The sequence below is a fragment of the Roseimaritima multifibrata genome (assembly GCF_007741495.1).
GTDB lineage: Bacteria > Planctomycetota > Planctomycetia > Pirellulales > Pirellulaceae > Roseimaritima > Roseimaritima multifibrata.
In genome coordinates this window covers 6853853-6870127 of sequence record NZ_CP036262.1, presented here as the reverse complement: position 1 = coordinate 6870127, position 16275 = coordinate 6853853, and the positions used below count along the sequence as shown (strand labels likewise).

Genomic DNA, 16275 nt, shown 5'->3' with positions numbered 1-16275 from the left:
GAAGGGAGAACCGTTCTCCTTTGGGGGGGGAGCTTGGTCCCGATTTTTGGCGTTTGTGTCGTCGCGTGATCTTAGTGTGAGAGATATCGATGGCGACCTCCGAGGGGCTGTCCACTAAAGTCTAATTGGACCCACAAGTCCGTCTAATTGGACCTCTAATTGGACCCGCTCAGCTTCAGGAGCTTCGAAATTAATAGCCATCGCCGTAAGTCCATAAAAAAAGCCACTTGCTGGTGTGCAAGTGGCTTTTGCTAGTGGAGGCGGCGGGAATTGAACCCGCGTCCCGCGATACATCCACGTATGCGTCTACGTGTGTAGTCCGACGTTTATGCCTCCCGAGGGAGACGCTTCGCCTTTGGTGCCGCTGCCGAACAGGCTTCACCATTGGCTATCTCAAAACTTTATTTAGTTCTTCGCGTGTTGAGCATGACGATGAACGATTCGGAATTGTGACTGGCATTCGGACGACTCCGACAGCCCTCCTCAGCCAGGGCTACCTTTTCTTAGGCGGCCATTGCTAGATTTGCATCTGCAACTAAAAATTTGATCAGCTTTTTACGTGGCCAACTGATCAACCACGACACGCAACTTACGCTTCAAGATATCCGGTCGAATCCAGATCACCCCCGAAACGCTTAACCTCTATTGTACCCTCCCGTGCCACGGGGGCAATGCTAAAGAGGAGGGCTCTCTCCTAGATCGTGTGTTTGTCTGTCGCAGCGAAAACTCCTGAAATGAGTCTATTCGACCGCTGGCCGGACCGTTTGCTCCAGCTTTGTGCTCGCTTGTTTCGGCTCTTTCACGGTTGTTCATCCCCGTCGACACCTGGCTGGGAGGAACGTTTGTAAGTGCAAATGGGATGAAATAGGCGAGAAAAGGCCTGCCGCCCACTGGGAGTTTCTGTCGGGAGCATTTTTAGGGTTGTGTCCGCTTGGTGGAAGCGGGGACACCTATGGAAATTGGCTTACAGTTCGCGTAACCGGTGTGATCGAACGCTCGCCGATTTCCTTTTGCTCAGACTCTTTAATTGAATCATGGTCCAACGGGCCCCCCTGCCGACAATCTGGATAGCAAGCTCCGTCGCCGCCATTGAGTCTAGCGGGACGTGTTCCCACCTGAATCGAAAGGATTCGTCCAATGTCTGCCCAATGGAAATCATTTTTGACCTGTCTGTGTCTTACCGGCACGCTTCTCATTAGTGCATCGACGGCAACGGCTCAGGATCCTTTCGGAGCAATCGTCGAAGAAGATCCAAATACGACCTTGTTCGCAGCTCCGACGCCCGAAAGTTACGCGGAAGAGCAGAAGTCGCAGGTTCCCAGCTATGCCGAAATGAAGCGAATTCTTCATTTCCATCAACGTATTCAGTATATGAATCGAGTCGAAACGGCTCTTCGGCATGGCTACCATCCCTCGCGTCCACCAGGGGTCGTCACCCCTTCGATGACCTCCCGGTATCCTTCGTACAACACGTTGTTCATCCCGGTGTATACGAACTACATCGGTCGATAGTGAATCGTCTTGCGGAAAACTATGCTTCGGCCGTTAACAACCGGCCCTGCTTTAGCTCGCCCGTCGATTTATCGAACATTTCTCTATTGACTTGAACGTCGCTGGTTGGCTACCGTCCCGCCACGATGAACTTCAAAAACAAGATCCTATTTCCTGAACCGATGACGGGTTCCCCTTTCAGGTTTTCGCTTTATGCACTGATAGGTGGGCTGCTTTTTACGTTGTTGGTTGTTACGCCTGCCGGAGCGCTGCCACCGGAAGGATACGTCCTGCTGCGCAATGGGAATGTGCTGCCCGGCCAGGCTGTCCAAGAAGGCTCCTATGTGCAAATTCAGCAGGGGAGCGAGACCGCTATCCGTTTGCCTCAGGATCAGATTCTCTGCTGGGGGCCGACGCTTGAGACGCTGTATGAATATCGCGTTACCCATCGGCAACCGCACAGTTTGACGGCTCGATTTTCAGATTTGCGATGGTGTCTTGAGCAGGGCTTGGTTGAGATTGCTCAAGAAGAATTGGCTGCCTTGCGGAAGCTTGCTCCAAACGATCGGCGATTGGAGGGAATGAAGGCTTTGATGGCGCACGCGTCCCAGAAAAGCGATTCGCCTCCTTCTTTGGGAGTGACCGATTCCGCCGAATCGACGAAGCCGCCGCTTGCTGAATCAGACCTTTTGGACGATCCCAATGAATTACCTCATTCGCTAGTAACCGTCTATTCCGCTCGGATTCAAACACTGTTGATCAATCGTTGTGGTCAAGCGGGGTGTCATGGCGGCGGGAGTGAGGCGACCTGGCAAATGGATCATTTCGGACGTTCCGGTCGGCCATCGAGTCAGATGACGATGGAAAATTTGCAGCAATTGTTGACGTGGGTGCATGAGGATCAACCAGCTGCCAGCCCGCTGTTGATCCGCGCTTCACAGCCTCATGGCGGCGCGGAATTGCCTCCGCTGCGAGCGACCGATGCGGGCCTTCTGTCTCAACTTCAACAATGGGTTTTCGAAGCGGCCAATCGCAATCGCCCGCAGGCGAATCAAGCATTGGTTAGCGATATTAATGGACCGCCACGTGTTGCCGCTGCCCATGCTACGGCCAGTCATGCGATCTCGGCTTCCAGCGATCCGAATCAGCCGCAGCGTTTACCACCGGTAGAAAACCCATTCGATCCTGCGGTCTTTAATCGGATGTATCACCGCACCGGCGGTACGATGCCTGATTGACTGCGCCAGCGTTCAGGCAGGCAGGCAGCGCGTACCGGAGGAAGCGTGCGCGTATTTCCACAAGCTGGAAGCCAATTGTGTTTGGTGCGAGTAGGAAAGTGCAAAGCTGTATTCAAATCGCGTGGCGATAATGGTGCGATGGGCAGAAGCGATGCATCTGCCTCCAGAGAGTGAAGAAATTAAATCGCTGCTGAAGAAGAAAGGAGTCTCAACGAACGATTGACACTGGGAGAGGACCTGATTAGATTTTCTCTCGGTCGGACCGCGCTTTCTTTCAACATGTGCGGGGTTAATCGCTGCGATGATGTCGCATCGTTTTATTTCTTTTTTACTGTTAGCTACCTACGGTCTTCCCGCTGGTTTGGGGCCATTTTGGCATTCCCACAACCACGCGAACGGTGGGTGCTGCAGTGATCATGGCGAGGTCACCCATTGCGTCGTGCCGGACACGGTAGCGACGGAGGGAACGCACGCGTGTAGTGACGCACACCATCATGGTGCCAGTGCATCTGAAGTGGGTGAATCTAGCGACGCTTCTTCTTTGGGCGTTCGTCAAGACGTGCGATCCACAGATGTATGCTTGATCTGTTCGTTTTATTCGCAGGCTGTTTTACCGCCTGTTTTGGAAGAATCGCAGGTATTTCAAGGATTCTCGCATGCGGTTGCATTGGCTTACCTTTCTTATAGCCCAATGCCCCATTCAGCTTTTCAAGCACGTGGGCCGCCACTCGGGCTCTAGTCTAATTTCCGTCGGTGCCTCTGCGCCTACATCGCCCAAGTTTGGGAAACGTCCCTGCACTGCGGACGGGTAGGTATCCGCACGTCCCATTGGTTCGGTCTCTTTTGACCTCACCAAATGGTGAAGTATCGATCGCGTCTGCGCTTCGGGTGCGCACGCTGCCAAGATTGCTGGCGGTGGGCCCGACGTTTCGCACGCCGTATTCAAAATTTGACGACCCACAATCCATAATCCCCTCTGCTGAAAAATGAAAACGAAACATCGAATGGCCTTTACTTTGGTCGAACTATTGGTGGTTATCGCCATCATCGGCGTCTTGGTTGGCTTGCTATTGCCCGCAGTTCAGGCTGCTCGTGAGGCAGCCCGTCGCATGCAGTGTTCGAACAACCTGAAGCAGTTAGCCCTTGCGGCCCACAACTACGAATCGACATTTCAAACTTTCCCTGATCCGGCGGCCGATTCTCTTTACGGGTACTCCGCCCAAGCGAAACTGTTGCCTTATATCGAACAAGCCAATCTGGGCGATCTAATCGACTACAGTCGACCGCTATTGACCGGAGCAGCCAACGCACCAGACCTAAATACGGGGATGGAGCCCTTGGTGGGACAGGCTTTAAGCGTTTTTGTTTGTCCAAGCGATCCGGGAAGCGTTTACTACGACGACGACAGCGACGTTCGCTGGGCGGGTTTGAACTATATGGTCAACGCAGGGCCGGGGGTTGGACTGTCCTACTGCAGTCGATCGGACACCGATGGGATGTTCTGGCGCGGGTCGAATGTCAGGTTTGCGGACATCACGGACGGCACAAGTAACACGATCCTATTAGCAGAAACCCTATTGGGAATGCGTGGTGATGACACAACCAGCCTTGTCGACCACCGCACGCAGATCAAACGCGTTAGCGGAGGGGGGCCATGTGCTGCCACTGCCGAATCGCTGGTTGTCCGATCGGCGACACGATATGAAGGGCGGCGCGCGGGGCAATGGATTCGGAACATTACATACCACACATTTATTAACGGCTTCTTTCCGCCGAACGCCGATGTCCCAGATGTTTCGCATCATGGCGAGGCTGTATCTGGATCCCGAAGCCAACATCCAAGCGGTGTGAATCTCGCCCTGGCGGATGGCAGTGTACGGTTGGTTGCCGAAACGATTGACCTGGACACGTGGCGTCTCCTGCACAATCGCCACGATGGTCAGGTCCTAAGTAATTTTCCGAACTAGGCCGCTGCCTCAGGTATTCATCGATGTTACGACAAGTAAAAGTTCGTTCCTTCTATCCGCTTTCATTCGGCGTCATGCTTGTGCTGTTCTCGGTAGGCTGCAGTGGCTCATCGGGGACTCGCTCGGTGGTAGTGATGCCGGAGCAGTTGCAGCTTGAAGGGGTTGCCTGGACAAAACAAGTGTGGGACGAAAAGTTAGACCAACAACTTGCGGCCTATTTTTCCACCCGCCCCCAAGTCGCTGAGAACCCCGGACTTCGGGGCCAACCGGTTTGCTATGTAAACGGTTCAACGAAGCGAATTTATTGGGTCAAGGCGGTCGAGCAGTCCTGCCAATGGGTTCTGCTTGAATTTAAAGGCAGCCGAGCGGGGCCTCTTGTGGAGGGTGTTGGGGAACCCTTTCTTGAAATCGAAACGGAAGGGACGGTTTAATGTTGTGGTTTTTTACCTCCCTTGGCCAGACGTGCTTTTCCAGTTCGGAATCCGCGTTGCTGACCTGTTGTGTCGCCCTGACCGTGGTTTGGCAAACCACCGGATTGGCGGTTTCACGACAGTGGTTTTTGCTGCCATTCGCGTGGGGAGTTGTTGGGTTGTCGGTGTTCCTGCTGAACCCGATCGCCGATTCGACTTCGCCGTTTGACCTCCGCGAGAAACTATTGAACCCTAATACGTTGGCGTTGCTTGGAGGAATTCAAGTTCTGGTGACAGGCTTTTCCTTTTCGCTTGGCCTGCGATCCGTTTCGACGTTGCATCAGGAACGGTGGCGTTTGCTGTTAGGAGTATTGCACTGCATTCCTCCATTGCCGATTTTGCTGGGAGGCCTGCTGGCACAGCAGATGTGGTTGTCGCAGCAGGTAGGAGCGAGGCCCGAGTGGGGAGGCGTGATGGTCGGTGTAACGGCCGTTGTGCTACTGGCCGTTTGTAGTGGTGGGGCTATCCTGCTGTCCGCGAACCGTCGGTCTCAGGTGCATTTGCTTTCTGGCGTACTCCTCGGAGTGCTCGTTCTTCTGGCGGTCACCGCGGACCGATCGCTGCCAACGGAACCGTCCGAGGCGACGACCGATGCAGCCGTTCGTTCGCTCCTCCCGTGCGTGCTGGTGATCGGTGCCTGCATCGCCGCGGGGGTCGTGCTGGAAGTTCGCCGAAACCGACGTCTGGTGGCGTCGCCCTAAGACGAGTAACTGCCAATCAACGGACGCAAATGCGTTTTCTTACCGTTCATTTCAACCCAATAAGACGATGACACAAATATCAGAAACCTTTTATGTGCTCTCCAATGCCCTTTTGTTGCCGGTGATGTTCCTGTTGCTCCTATCGCTGCTGCGTGTGCTTATTCAGTGCGGAAGGTGTTTGCAGGAATTCCTCGGCCGACAACAGGCTTCCGCGTACCGGGTGGAGCTGGAAACGGCAATCCGCGAAGCGGCACCGTCCTGGCCCGAACCAAGCAAGGGGGGCGAATCGCATCAATGGATTCGTGAACTAACGTCCGCGCGTGAAGATCTTCCCCGAATTGCCTACCTGATTGAGCAAGCCGAAATGCAATGGCAAGCGAGATTAGACCGGCTTCGCAGGATCGCCAAGATTGGACCTGCGTTGGGGCTGATGGGGACTTTGATTCCTCTGGGGCCCGCGCTTGTCGGGTTGGCGGTTGGTGATATTCAGACGATGAGCGATAACCTGGTTGTCGCATTTTCAACCACGGTTCTGGGATTGTTCATCGGCCTCGTAGCGGGGCAGTTGGTATCGGTTAAGAAGCACTGGTATCAATCCGATGCAGCGCTCCTGAACTTTGCAGCCGAACGATGGACAACCGGAAAGGTTACCTATGTCTGATGCGAATCCACAACTTTTGTCCTCGTCTCCTTCGACGCCTCCCGCTGCCGACGGTTTAACGCTCAAGGATTTACGAGCCCGCCGGTTAAGGCGAGGCTTGGGGGTCCAGGATGACTCCGAGGATGACCCGCTTGCCGGGTTAGCCAACCTATTTGATGTGGCAATGGTGTTTGCGGTCGCGTTGATGGTTGCGTTGGTTTCCTTCCTGCAGGTGCCCGCACTCCTGAAGGAAAGCGACTACACCATTATCACCAACCCCGGAACACCGGACATGGAAATCGTGACCAAAGTGGGCGAAGAGATCAAGCATTACGAAGCTTCTGAATCGACGGGAGCAGGGCAGGGAGAACTGTTGGGCGAAGCCTATCGCCTGCCGGACGGGAGCGTCATTTATGTCCCTGCAGAAGAGTAGGGGCGTCACGCGGACGTTGGACAGAACATTCAGCAGGTTCGGTAGGCGAGAACCTCGATTCAGACATTGAGATTTAGAAAGTACTTGGGAATGATCAAAAAATTAGCTGTTTCCCTAACGCTGCTTGGCGTCTGCTTTGCAGTCGGGCTGTGGGCCTACTACGAGTATTTGCGTCCTTTTCGGATTGCGATGGTAGGTTTCTCAGATACTCATTGGGCCAACTGGGAAAGTGCGATCCAGAAGACGAACTACTCGCTCCATCGATTTGATGATTCGGGTATCGATTCGGAGCGTTTGAAAAATTACAATCTCGTTTTTGTCCGCGGCCAAGGTCTGAACTTAACGCCCGAACAGGTCGAAAGACTTTCCAAAGCTCGAGATGCGGGGACACATTTTTATGTTCGCACCGCGACCAATGCGATCTCGGACCAGCAGACGTCCGTCCCGGAACCGCATCGAGCAGCGATTGCGGACTACATGCGTCACGGGGGCGAAGAGAACCTGATCGGGCTGGCTCACTATGCGGCCCATCATTTGGGCGGTCGTGAAGTTGCGGTACCGGAACTTGTTGAAGTCCCGCAGTTTGGGCTTTTTCACCTTGATCAAAAAGTCTTCGAAAGCCTGGAAGCCTTTGAGACCTTCCAAACACAACGGGGGTTTGGGGAAGAAAGCGACAAGCCCCGAGTTGTCTTGTTGGGTAGTTTCGTGGACCCACAGGATCGTCTGAATCAGAAGCCGGTCGACCAAATCTTGCAGGCCCTTGAGGATGGGGGAGCAAAGGTCTATCCGATGTTTGGAAGGACCGAATTGTTTCCGATGCTGCGAGAGATCCAACCCGACCTGATCCTGACCTTCCCGCATGGGCGATTTGGCAGTGGCCTGGAGGGGCAAAAAGTTCTTGAAGAGTTGGGCTGCCCTATCGTCAGTGCGTTACCGCTGCGTGGAAGTCGTGAGCAATGGCTTGCAGATGAACGGGGGATGGAGGGCGGTTTCATGGGGCAGTCGATCACCGCCCCCGAACTGGACGGAATCATTGAACCGATCGTGGTTTCCTCAATGGAGCCGAATGAGCGGATGCTGAGCGTCCGCACTCCCATGGATGATCAGATCGATGCACGGGTGAACCTGGCATTGAACTGGTTGAAATTACGGAAGAAGGATAACGCCGATAAAAAACTGGTCATTGTGTATTACAAATCGCCAGGGATGTCCGCACTATCGGCTGGAGGTTTGGAGGTCGCTCCCTCACTATGGAATACGCTCAAGCGACTGGAACGCGAAGGTTACGATCTGGGCGATCAATTGCCCGAGTCGCCGGACGCCCTGTTCGAGCAGATTCAAACGAAGGGAAAGACGCTGGGGCAGTGGGCTTTGGGTGCATTTGAAACGTTCCTGGACGAAGCGGAACCGGAACTCATTCCCGCCGAAACTTATGCCCGTTGGTTCCGGTCGGCACTTTCGCCCAAGCGGCAGAAGGAATCGATCGAACTGTGGGGTGATCTGCCGGGTGACAAAATGGTGACCAATGTCGATGGGCAGCCCCATTTGGTTGTCAGTCGAATCCAGTTTGGCAATGTGGTTGTCATGCCGCAGCCAACCGTAGGAGGAGGTGGGGACAACGAAAACGAGATCAGCAGTATCCACGGGACGGATCAAGCGGCGCCCCATTTCTACCTTGGAGCCTACCTGTGGGCTCGTCACGGTTTCCAGGCGGATGCCATCATGCATTTCGGGACCCATGGTTCGCTTGAGTTCACTTACGGGAAGTCGAATTGCTTAAGCCGTGACTGCTGGCCACAGATTCTGATCGGTGATGTTCCTCACATCTATCCGTATGTGATCAATAATGTCGGGGAGGCTTTGGTTGCCAAACGACGTTCCAATGCCGTCATCGTTTCCCACCTAACGCCCCCTTTTATGGAATCAGGCTTGTATGGGGATCTCTCGCTGCTGCATGACAAAATCCACGATTGGGAACAGGTGGAGGATCCACTGCTCCGCGAAGAAACTTTGCGGTCGGTTACCGATCTGGTAAAGGAATTAAAGATGGAGCAGGATTTGGGTTTGGATGCGGAAGCATTGCAAACGAGGTTGTTATCCGAATCAGAACTTGAGGAGGTTCATAACTATATTCACCAGTTGAAGGGGCAAAGTGTCACCGACGGATTGCATGTGATTGGTAGGGAGTGGACGACAGAGCAGGTCCAGCAAACCGCTACTGCCATGATGGGGGAGCAAGGTATCGATCAACTGTTGCTGGCCATTGGGAAATCGGACGACGACGGCCATCAGGAGTATTCGTCGGAGCTGGCAGACCATTTTGTCCAAAGCGTATTGGCAGGGGACTTAGACGTCGATCAACTGTTCACAGAAGCGGAACAGGCCGCCATCGACGACGCTGTCAAGGCCGCCAGGAACCACTCAGCCACCGGGCACCCAGCCGATAAAGCTGCCGCTAGCCCCGATGGTATATCGGGAGCGACCACTCAAGTTGCCAAACCTCCTGCAGCGGCCCCTGTTTTGGCGGAAGCGAAAGAGGGACCCAATGAAGGGCACTCGGGCGGCAAGCCTCAGCGTCCAGTGGGACCGGTCGATCAACCTGCCGAGCAAGCGGTTGCAGCGCCAGAAGATGTGACCCATTGGACTTCCGCAGACATGTTCCGTTCATGGGTCGTCAAGCAACCGGCGGCACAACAGGGGCTGATTGAATTGATACAAACAATTCAGCAGAACGCGTCCAACCTACGGTCATCGCCCAGTCATGAGCTTGGTGAAATTTTGGCCGCCTTGGATGCTGAATTCATCGCTCCATCTAGTGGCGGCGATCCCCTGGTGAACCCGGCTTCGGTACCAACGGGGCGAAACTTGTTCTCGATTAACGCCGAGCAGACGCCGACATTGGAAGCGTGGCGTGTCGGCGTGAAGTTAACCGATGAAATGCTAACGGCCCATCGTGCGTCCCACCAAGGTGAATTCCCGCGACAAGTTGCCTTTTCCTTGTGGGGAGGAGAGTTCATTCGCGGCAAAGGAACCTCCATTGCTCAGATTATGTATCTGATGGGCGTCCGCCCGGTATGGAACTCAAGGGGGGTCGCCTATGACGTTGAGGTGATCCCTGCTGAGCAACTTGCCCGTCCGCGAATCGATGTATTGGTGCAAACTTCTGGCCAGTTCCGCGATGCGGCGGCTTCACGGATTGCCTTGATCGATCAAGCGGTCCAAATCGTTGGTCGGCTCGCCCCCGACGGGCAGCCGAACTACGTGCGGGAAGGGACCGAACAGACTGAACTGGCTCTGAAGTCCAATGGCGTCTCCGCCCAACAAGCTCGGGATTTCGCTACTGCTCGAGTCTTTGGAGCGGCTTCCAACAGCAGTTACGGCACCCAGATCTTGGGGATGGTTGAAAAAGGAGACACCTGGGAGGATGGTAGCCAGGTCGCACAGAGGTACGTAGAGAATATGTCGGGTGTTTACCGCGATGGCGAGCGGTGGGGGGCGGTTTTGCCCGGCCTACTAGAGGCTCAAATGGAAGGTGTCGATGCGGTCGTGCACTCGCGCAGTTCCAATACATGGGGACCGTTGTCGCTGGACCATGTCTATGAATTCATGGGAGGAATCACGCTGGCGGTGCGAGAAACGACCGGCAAAGATCCGGTGGGATACTTCAGCGATCAGCGCCAACCAGGGCGTGCGCGCGTGACCACGTCCGTGGGAGCGATCCGCGAAGAAGCGCGAACCGCCCTTTGGAATCCTAAGTTCATCAAAAGCTTGCAACGTGAAGGGCCTAGCGCCGCGGCATCAATGACCGAATCCGTTCGCAATATGTATGGCTGGAATGTAATGCAGCCCGCTGCGATTGGGCAGGACATGTGGGACGAGACTTATCGTGTCTATGTCGAAGACAAACACGATTTGCAAATGCGAGAATACTTCGAAGAGAAGAACCCGTACGCCTTACAGGATATGGCAGCGGTCATGCTGGAAACGGCTCGCAAAGGTTACTGGACTCCCGGTCCTGAGGTCCTTCGGAACTTAGCCGAAGTGCACACTGAATTGGTTGCCGAACATGGGGCAGCCTGTTCCTATGAGACCTGTGGAAACGCTGCGTTCCATGAATTCCTTATGGAACACCTTACTGCTCCAGGGAACGAGGTTAGCCCGCAGTCGGTGGAGGCTTATCAGCTGGCTCTAGCATCTGCGTTGCAGCCGGGCGAAACGCCCCCTGAAGTTCAAGGGATCGAGATGAACGAAGTCGAGAACCAGCTGGCGGAAATGGAACCGATCGAGCAACGAAGTCCCCTGTTGGCAATTTGGTTAGGTGTCGCAATTTTTGCAATCGGCCTCGGTCTAGGGATTGTGTTCCCTCCCGCTAACAAAATGGGATACTAACCATTGGGAGAGCGGCCAGTAACAACCATCGTCGCGAAGAATCGAGCCTCCACGTCCGCGCGTCGGCCTTGGGGGAGGGGGCGTTGCGTCCGGAATCAACGCTTCTCATCCTGAAATAGGGGAAAGCAGTAAGACTGGGTTGCCGAGCACCACCAATCGCGTCAACGATAGGTGCAGGCCTTTTCCGGGTTATGCGGTGACGCTCACCGGCGAGAGGGAGCTTTCGCCGTTTTAAAAAATCGTGGCATCACATACGGTCCTCCAGTCATTAAATCATTGGCATGCGATAATGACGATTTGGGCGTGTCAGGCGGGGAAAGATGTGGGCTTACGCATCCAGTTCTGGAAAGACATCTTCGCTGAGGTCTTGGCGTCGAATGATCGCTCGGATGCGAATTTGAAAATCGCTTTTGTAGTTGGCGACTTGCTGTTCGCTTAGCTGCAATTCGGCGGCTGCTTTTTTGTTGCTGACGCCGCGGACGAACAGCATTTCCAGGCACTTCAGTTTTTGCCAATCGCCTCGTTCTTGCCAGCGTTGAATCTGGTCATCGATCGCTTCGCGGACGGCGGCTTCTTCCAAGTTTTTTCGTTCGACGCTGCGGGCGATGGAACTGGCCGGGCGAGCGTTCCCTTCCAATTGCCAAGCGACTGAGTCCCCGTCGCCTTGGCTGGTCAATCGATCAAGCCGCAGGGCAGGGCGGCGCCCTTCGCGGCGCAGGTAGTCGGTCAACTTGTAGGCACAAATCGAAAAGAGATAACTTTCCAGAGGCCGACGGCCGTCAAAATTGGGCAAGCTGGTTAGAAAGCCAATAAAAGAATCTTGAACGATATCCTCGCTGGCGGCACGGTTCCCTACGCGGCTCTCGGCAAATGCCAACAGGCGACCCTCGTACCGGTGGATTAGATCCTCCCAGGCTCGCGTGTCCCCTTGGCGGATTCGTTCCACGATCTGTGCGTCCGGTCCAGTTGTCTCATGCATGCTTCGTGTACCTTCGGTTCAGCCCCATTGCTTGTATTCTATTGAAAGGCCTGTTCAGCTGCGATGTCGGGCGCTATTTTTGTGAGGGCGGACGTGTCGATCCGCACGTTAACGGATACTGTTTGATTGTCAACGATGCATACCTTAGAGACCGAAAGCCAGTTTGTGGGACATTTATCGGAGGCTTTAGCCGCCATCGAAGCCGTTGGTGGGCCTCGCCCTGAAGTTGCAATTGTACTGGGAAGCGGCCTCGGGGGCGTTGTCGACAAAATCGAAGAACCAGTACGGATCGGGTTTGCTGACATCCCCGGTTTTGGCCAGACGACCGCCGCAGGGCATCAAGGCGAATTGGTCCGAGGCTGGTTGGGGGGCGTACCGGTTGTCGTGATGGCCGGTCGGTTGCATCGGTACGGCGGTTGGTCTAACGGTCAAGTGGTGTTCCCCGTGGAAGTCATGCGGCGGTTGGGGGCGGAACGCTTGATCGCCAGCAACGCTGCAGGGGGCGTTCGCCCAGGGTTAAAGGTTGGCGATATCGTGGTGATTGAAGATCATATCGACTGGATGAGCGGTTCGCCGCTGGCGCGGTTTTCACCGCAGGCGGAAGTCGACCAAGTTACTGATGAATCCCGTCTGCTTGGTAGCGATCCCTTTGCACGGGCTCCGGTTCCAATCGGTCGAGGCAAAAAAGTCTACGATGAGGGGATGATCCAAAAAGCCCTTGCCGCAGCACGCCAGGGAGGATTCTCGGCGACGTGCGGGACCTACTTAGCCGTGCTGGGACCGAATTACGAAACGCGGGCGGAGTACCGAATGATGCGCCGGATGGGGGTCGACGTGGTGGGGATGAGCACCGTTCCCGAAGTTTTGGCGGCGGCCCGAATGGGGATGGCGACGCTTGCCCTGTCGATGGTCAGTAATGTGGCCAGCCCCGATACGGCTCAGCAGGCGAATCACGAAGAAGTCTTGGCGGCGGGGCAACAGGCCGAGCCGCGAATGCTGCAAATGGTTCAAGCGGTCCTTCGGAAATGAGCAAACCAGAGCGTGCCCTTCCTGTTGTGAATGTGCCCAGCGGATCGACGAACCATCAGGCTGAAGGTTTGCCGCCTGCACGTCGACGCTGGCGAACCGTGGCAGTGCATGGGTTGCGTTTGTTTTTGTTGATGCTGTTGGTGGCAACGCTTCGGTACGCTCAGCAGCGGCGATACGCCCAAGCAAGCCAAGTTCAAGAGACGGCGGTGGCGAAGCCTTCGGCGGGGGCGTTGTCCGCATGGTTTGGTAAACGTGCCGTCTGCGGACCTGTCAGTCAGGATGATGCCAATGGGGCATTCCGCGTGGTAGTCGATGATCAGGGGGAACCTCTCGGCAAGATTCTTCAGACGATGCCAATGACAGAAAACATTACCGGCTATCGAGGTCCCAACAATTTATTGCTGGGGCTGGATGGAGAGAACCGGATCGTCGGCGTCGAGTTAGAGAAGAGCTGGGACACGGTCGATCATGTTCTTGCTATCCAAGAAGAACCGGCGTTTTTCAACCAGTTTCTTGACGCCGATCCGACCTCGTCCCGGCAGGTCGTCGATGTGGTTTCGGGGGCGACGTTAACCAGTTTGGCAATTCGAGATGCCGTGGCCGTTCGTCGAGGCGAATCGATATCGGTTTCGGCTCGCTTTCCTGAATCGTTAACGCTTGCCGAAGCCGAAAAGTTTTTTCCTGAAGCATCTAAATTGGTGCCGTCGGAATTCAGTGAAGCGGAACGGACGGTTCTGAATCGCGAGGGAGAGCGGCTGGGAACGTTGGTCCGCACGGGGCCTTACGAAGATCATTTAAACGGGTATCAGGGGCCGACGGAATTATTGCTTGGCCTGGATCCGGAGGGGCGACTGCAACAGATCGTGATTCGGTCGTCGTTCGATAATCAGCCCTACGTTTCTTATATGGATGACGAGCCCTGGTATTTCGATCCACTGCGCAATCAGACCTGGGAAGAACTGGCGGTTCTGGATGTGCGTGAATTGGGGATGGAAGGGGTGTCCGGAGCGACGATGACCAGCATGGCCGCTGCGGAAACCGTGATTGCTGCGGCTGAAAATCGACTTCAACAGATTGAAGAGCAGCGGGCGACCGAGCTTCGGCTTGCCGAACGGACACGAGTCCAGTGGTCCGCAAAATCGATTGCCAGTATCGTCATTTTGGTATTTGGGTTTGGATTGTCGCGATCCCGTTTGCGCGGGAACCGGATCGTCCGCTTAGGCTGGCAGGTAGTTGTTATCGTTGGGTTTGGTTTGCTGACCGGTAATCTGTTGTCGATCGCCTTGGTGATGGGATGGAGTTCTGGCGGGATTGCCTGGCGACTGGCACCCGGTCTGGCTGCGGTTTATGTCGTTTCGTTAGGCTTAGCAGCGATATCAAAAACGCCTTATTACTGCGCTCAGATCTGTCCGCACGGAGCGATCCAGCAGCGTTTGCCTCGCCGGTTCAAACTCCCTCGTTTTCTGAAACGATTCCGAGGCCCATACATTGCGGTCAGTCTGTTGGTGGCTGCCTACGTGGTGACATTGATCGGCTGGGAGACCAACCTTGCAGCGTGGGAGCCGTTTGATGCTTATCTCTGGTGGACCGGCGCAGGCGGCGGGATCTTGCTGGCCGTCGTGACCATCGTGATCAGTTTGTTCGAGCCGATGGCGTATTGCCGTTACGGGTGCCCAACCGGCCAGTTGTTGACCTATTTGCGACCGCATCGAAAGTCGGCAGAAGTGACCCCAGGTGACGCCGTTGTGGTTGCCATGCTGCTGGGGTCTTGGGTCTGGTTGTTGGTTTAGCCAGAGACGTCTTTTGTTTGGGACCGACTGTCACGCTAGGCATTGATGTTCGGTTCCAACGAAAAACGGCGTCCGACACAATTGTGCCGTACGCCGTTAAAAAAAATCAAAAATGATGAAGCTTATTCTTGTGGCGTATCGCCAACGTCGCGGGTTGCGCCGGGCCCCATTTGAGAGGCGCGGCGATTTTCGCGTTGGATTGCGTCGTAGACTTCTTGGCGATGCACGGGGATGCTTTGTGGAGCTTCAATCCCCAAGCGAACTTTGTCGCCACGAATGTCAACGATCGTGACAACAACGTCATCACCGATCATGATGCTTTCATCACGGTGTCGCGACAGGACCAGCATATTGCCCTCGAATACAGGTTGGGCGTGGCTTGGGGCGTTAATACAAAGGTGTCGGCCGGTGCTTAATTCGGGTGGGCCTTTTGAATCATTCAAAAGGGAACCAGTGGCTGACAAAGGGAATCATCGGACGTTATGGGGCGAGGGTTGATATCACTTTCTAAGGTGCGGCTTCCGCCGATCATTCCGCCTCGGACCAGTTGTTCCGATTACATCGATCTCGTTTATCGCAGACGGGTTAGGCCGCCGTGCGGAGGTTCTTCAAATGGTCCAGCGAACTACGCTGCGTCGGTAACGCAAACCTTAGTGGAGCTTCGTCATTGGTGACGACTTGGCATCCCAGTCGCCGCGTCAAATTGACGATGATTGGGGCTCGAAGGTTTGTGGTCAGATTGCCGACATGCCCTGATAGCGTGCTCAGGACGTAGGTGTGGTCCCCTGGCCGCAGATTTAGCGGTGTCAGGTCCCGTTGGCCCACGCGAACTTTATAGGTCGGCATGAAGGCACGCGGACTGACCAGAGCCAGAGCTCGGTCGCCACGCGAGACGGATTGAAGCCAAGCGACCGCAGGGTTTTCAGGATCGGGGAGCAACGTCCACTGACGTAGCGTCTCCATTCCAATTAAACCCTGTGGAAACAGAAGCAATTGGTCTTCGTTCAGTGTTCGTTTGCCGAATCGCGTCGTGTCGATACGCATGGTCGCATTCTCTTCAAAGAGGCGGGTGCCGAAACGCTCTGGCAATCAGAGAGTATGGGCTGTTCTTTTTCTTCGGCAGAAAGGGCTGTCTCAATCGACAAAAT

Annotated in this window: 13 protein-coding genes and 1 other RNA gene; 10 read left to right on the top strand and 4 right to left on the bottom strand. The window is 55.0% G+C overall.

All coding sequences use genetic code 11. The features are described 5' to 3' along the window. Window positions 1–252: 252 nt before the first annotated feature. Window positions 253–628: a transfer-messenger RNA gene (gene ssrA / locus FF011L_RS24850) on the bottom strand. Between the two features lie 509 nt (window positions 629–1137). On the opposite strand from ssrA, the gene FF011L_RS24845 reads away from it, so the two are divergent. The 8 genes from FF011L_RS24845 to FF011L_RS24810 all read left to right on the top strand — a co-directional run bounded on the left by FF011L_RS24845 (window position 1138) and on the right by FF011L_RS24810 (window position 11329). Then, the gene (locus FF011L_RS24845) at window positions 1138–1512 is read left to right on the top strand and encodes a hypothetical protein (protein WP_145354626.1); all 375 of its coding nucleotides are present in this window, start codon (window positions 1138–1140) and stop codon (window positions 1510–1512) included. Window positions 1513–1673: 161 nt separating this feature from the next. Beyond that, window positions 1674–2729, top strand: coding sequence for a hypothetical protein (locus tag FF011L_RS24840; protein ID WP_145354625.1), 1056 nt, complete (start codon window positions 1674–1676; stop codon window positions 2727–2729). Between the two features lie 986 nt (window positions 2730–3715). Continuing rightward, window positions 3716–4696, top strand: coding sequence for a DUF1559 family PulG-like putative transporter (locus FF011L_RS24835; RefSeq protein WP_145354624.1), 981 nt, complete (start codon window positions 3716–3718; stop codon window positions 4694–4696). A 23-nt stretch (window positions 4697–4719) separates the two neighbouring features. Beyond that, window positions 4720–5127 carry a hypothetical protein gene (locus FF011L_RS24830; RefSeq protein WP_145354623.1) on the top strand — a complete coding sequence of 136 codons (408 nt, stop codon included), beginning with the start codon at window positions 4720–4722 and terminating at the stop codon, window positions 5125–5127. Further along, window positions 5127–5867, top strand: a complete 741-nt coding sequence (locus FF011L_RS24825) for a hypothetical protein (protein ID WP_145354622.1) — start codon at window positions 5127–5129, stop codon at window positions 5865–5867. The genes FF011L_RS24830 and FF011L_RS24825 overlap by 1 nt, the downstream gene beginning before the upstream one ends. Before the next feature lie 67 nt (window positions 5868–5934). After that, complete coding sequence (locus tag FF011L_RS24820) at window positions 5935–6528, top strand: MotA/TolQ/ExbB proton channel family protein (RefSeq protein WP_145354621.1); 594 nt, start codon at window positions 5935–5937, stop codon at window positions 6526–6528. Further along, window positions 6521–6940 (top strand): DUF2149 domain-containing protein, encoded by a 420-nt coding sequence (locus FF011L_RS24815; protein WP_145354620.1) that lies wholly within the window; start codon window positions 6521–6523, stop codon window positions 6938–6940. The genes FF011L_RS24820 and FF011L_RS24815 overlap by 8 nt, the downstream gene beginning before the upstream one ends. 90 nt (window positions 6941–7030) lie before the next feature. After that, a complete protein-coding gene (locus tag FF011L_RS24810) occupies window positions 7031–11329 on the top strand; it encodes a cobaltochelatase subunit CobN (RefSeq protein ID WP_145354619.1) in 4299 nt (1432 codons plus the stop codon). Between the two features lie 328 nt (window positions 11330–11657). On the opposite strand, the gene FF011L_RS24805 is transcribed toward FF011L_RS24810, so the two are convergent. Next, on the bottom strand, window positions 11658–12308 hold the full coding sequence (locus FF011L_RS24805; RefSeq protein ID WP_145354618.1) for an RNA polymerase sigma factor: 651 nt from the start codon (window positions 12306–12308) through the stop codon (window positions 11658–11660). Window positions 12309–12443: 135 nt separating this feature from the next. Between FF011L_RS24805 and FF011L_RS24800 the strand changes: the two genes are divergently transcribed. Further along, a complete protein-coding gene (locus FF011L_RS24800; protein WP_145354617.1) occupies window positions 12444–13337 on the top strand; it encodes a purine-nucleoside phosphorylase in 894 nt (297 codons plus the stop codon). Next, complete coding sequence (locus FF011L_RS24795; RefSeq protein ID WP_145354616.1) at window positions 13334–15127, top strand: FMN-binding protein; 1794 nt, start codon at window positions 13334–13336, stop codon at window positions 15125–15127. Before FF011L_RS24800 ends, FF011L_RS24795 begins: the two co-directional genes overlap by 4 nt. Before the next feature lie 122 nt (window positions 15128–15249). Here the strand turns inward: FF011L_RS24795 and csrA are convergent, their stop codons facing one another. Next, on the bottom strand, window positions 15250–15477 hold the full coding sequence (gene csrA / locus FF011L_RS24790) for a carbon storage regulator CsrA (RefSeq protein ID WP_145355921.1): 228 nt from the start codon (window positions 15475–15477) through the stop codon (window positions 15250–15252). A gap of 235 nt (window positions 15478–15712) precedes the next feature. Next, complete coding sequence (fliW, locus tag FF011L_RS24785; protein WP_145354615.1) at window positions 15713–16171, bottom strand: flagellar assembly protein FliW; 459 nt, start codon at window positions 16169–16171, stop codon at window positions 15713–15715. Window positions 16172–16275 lie beyond the last annotated feature (104 nt).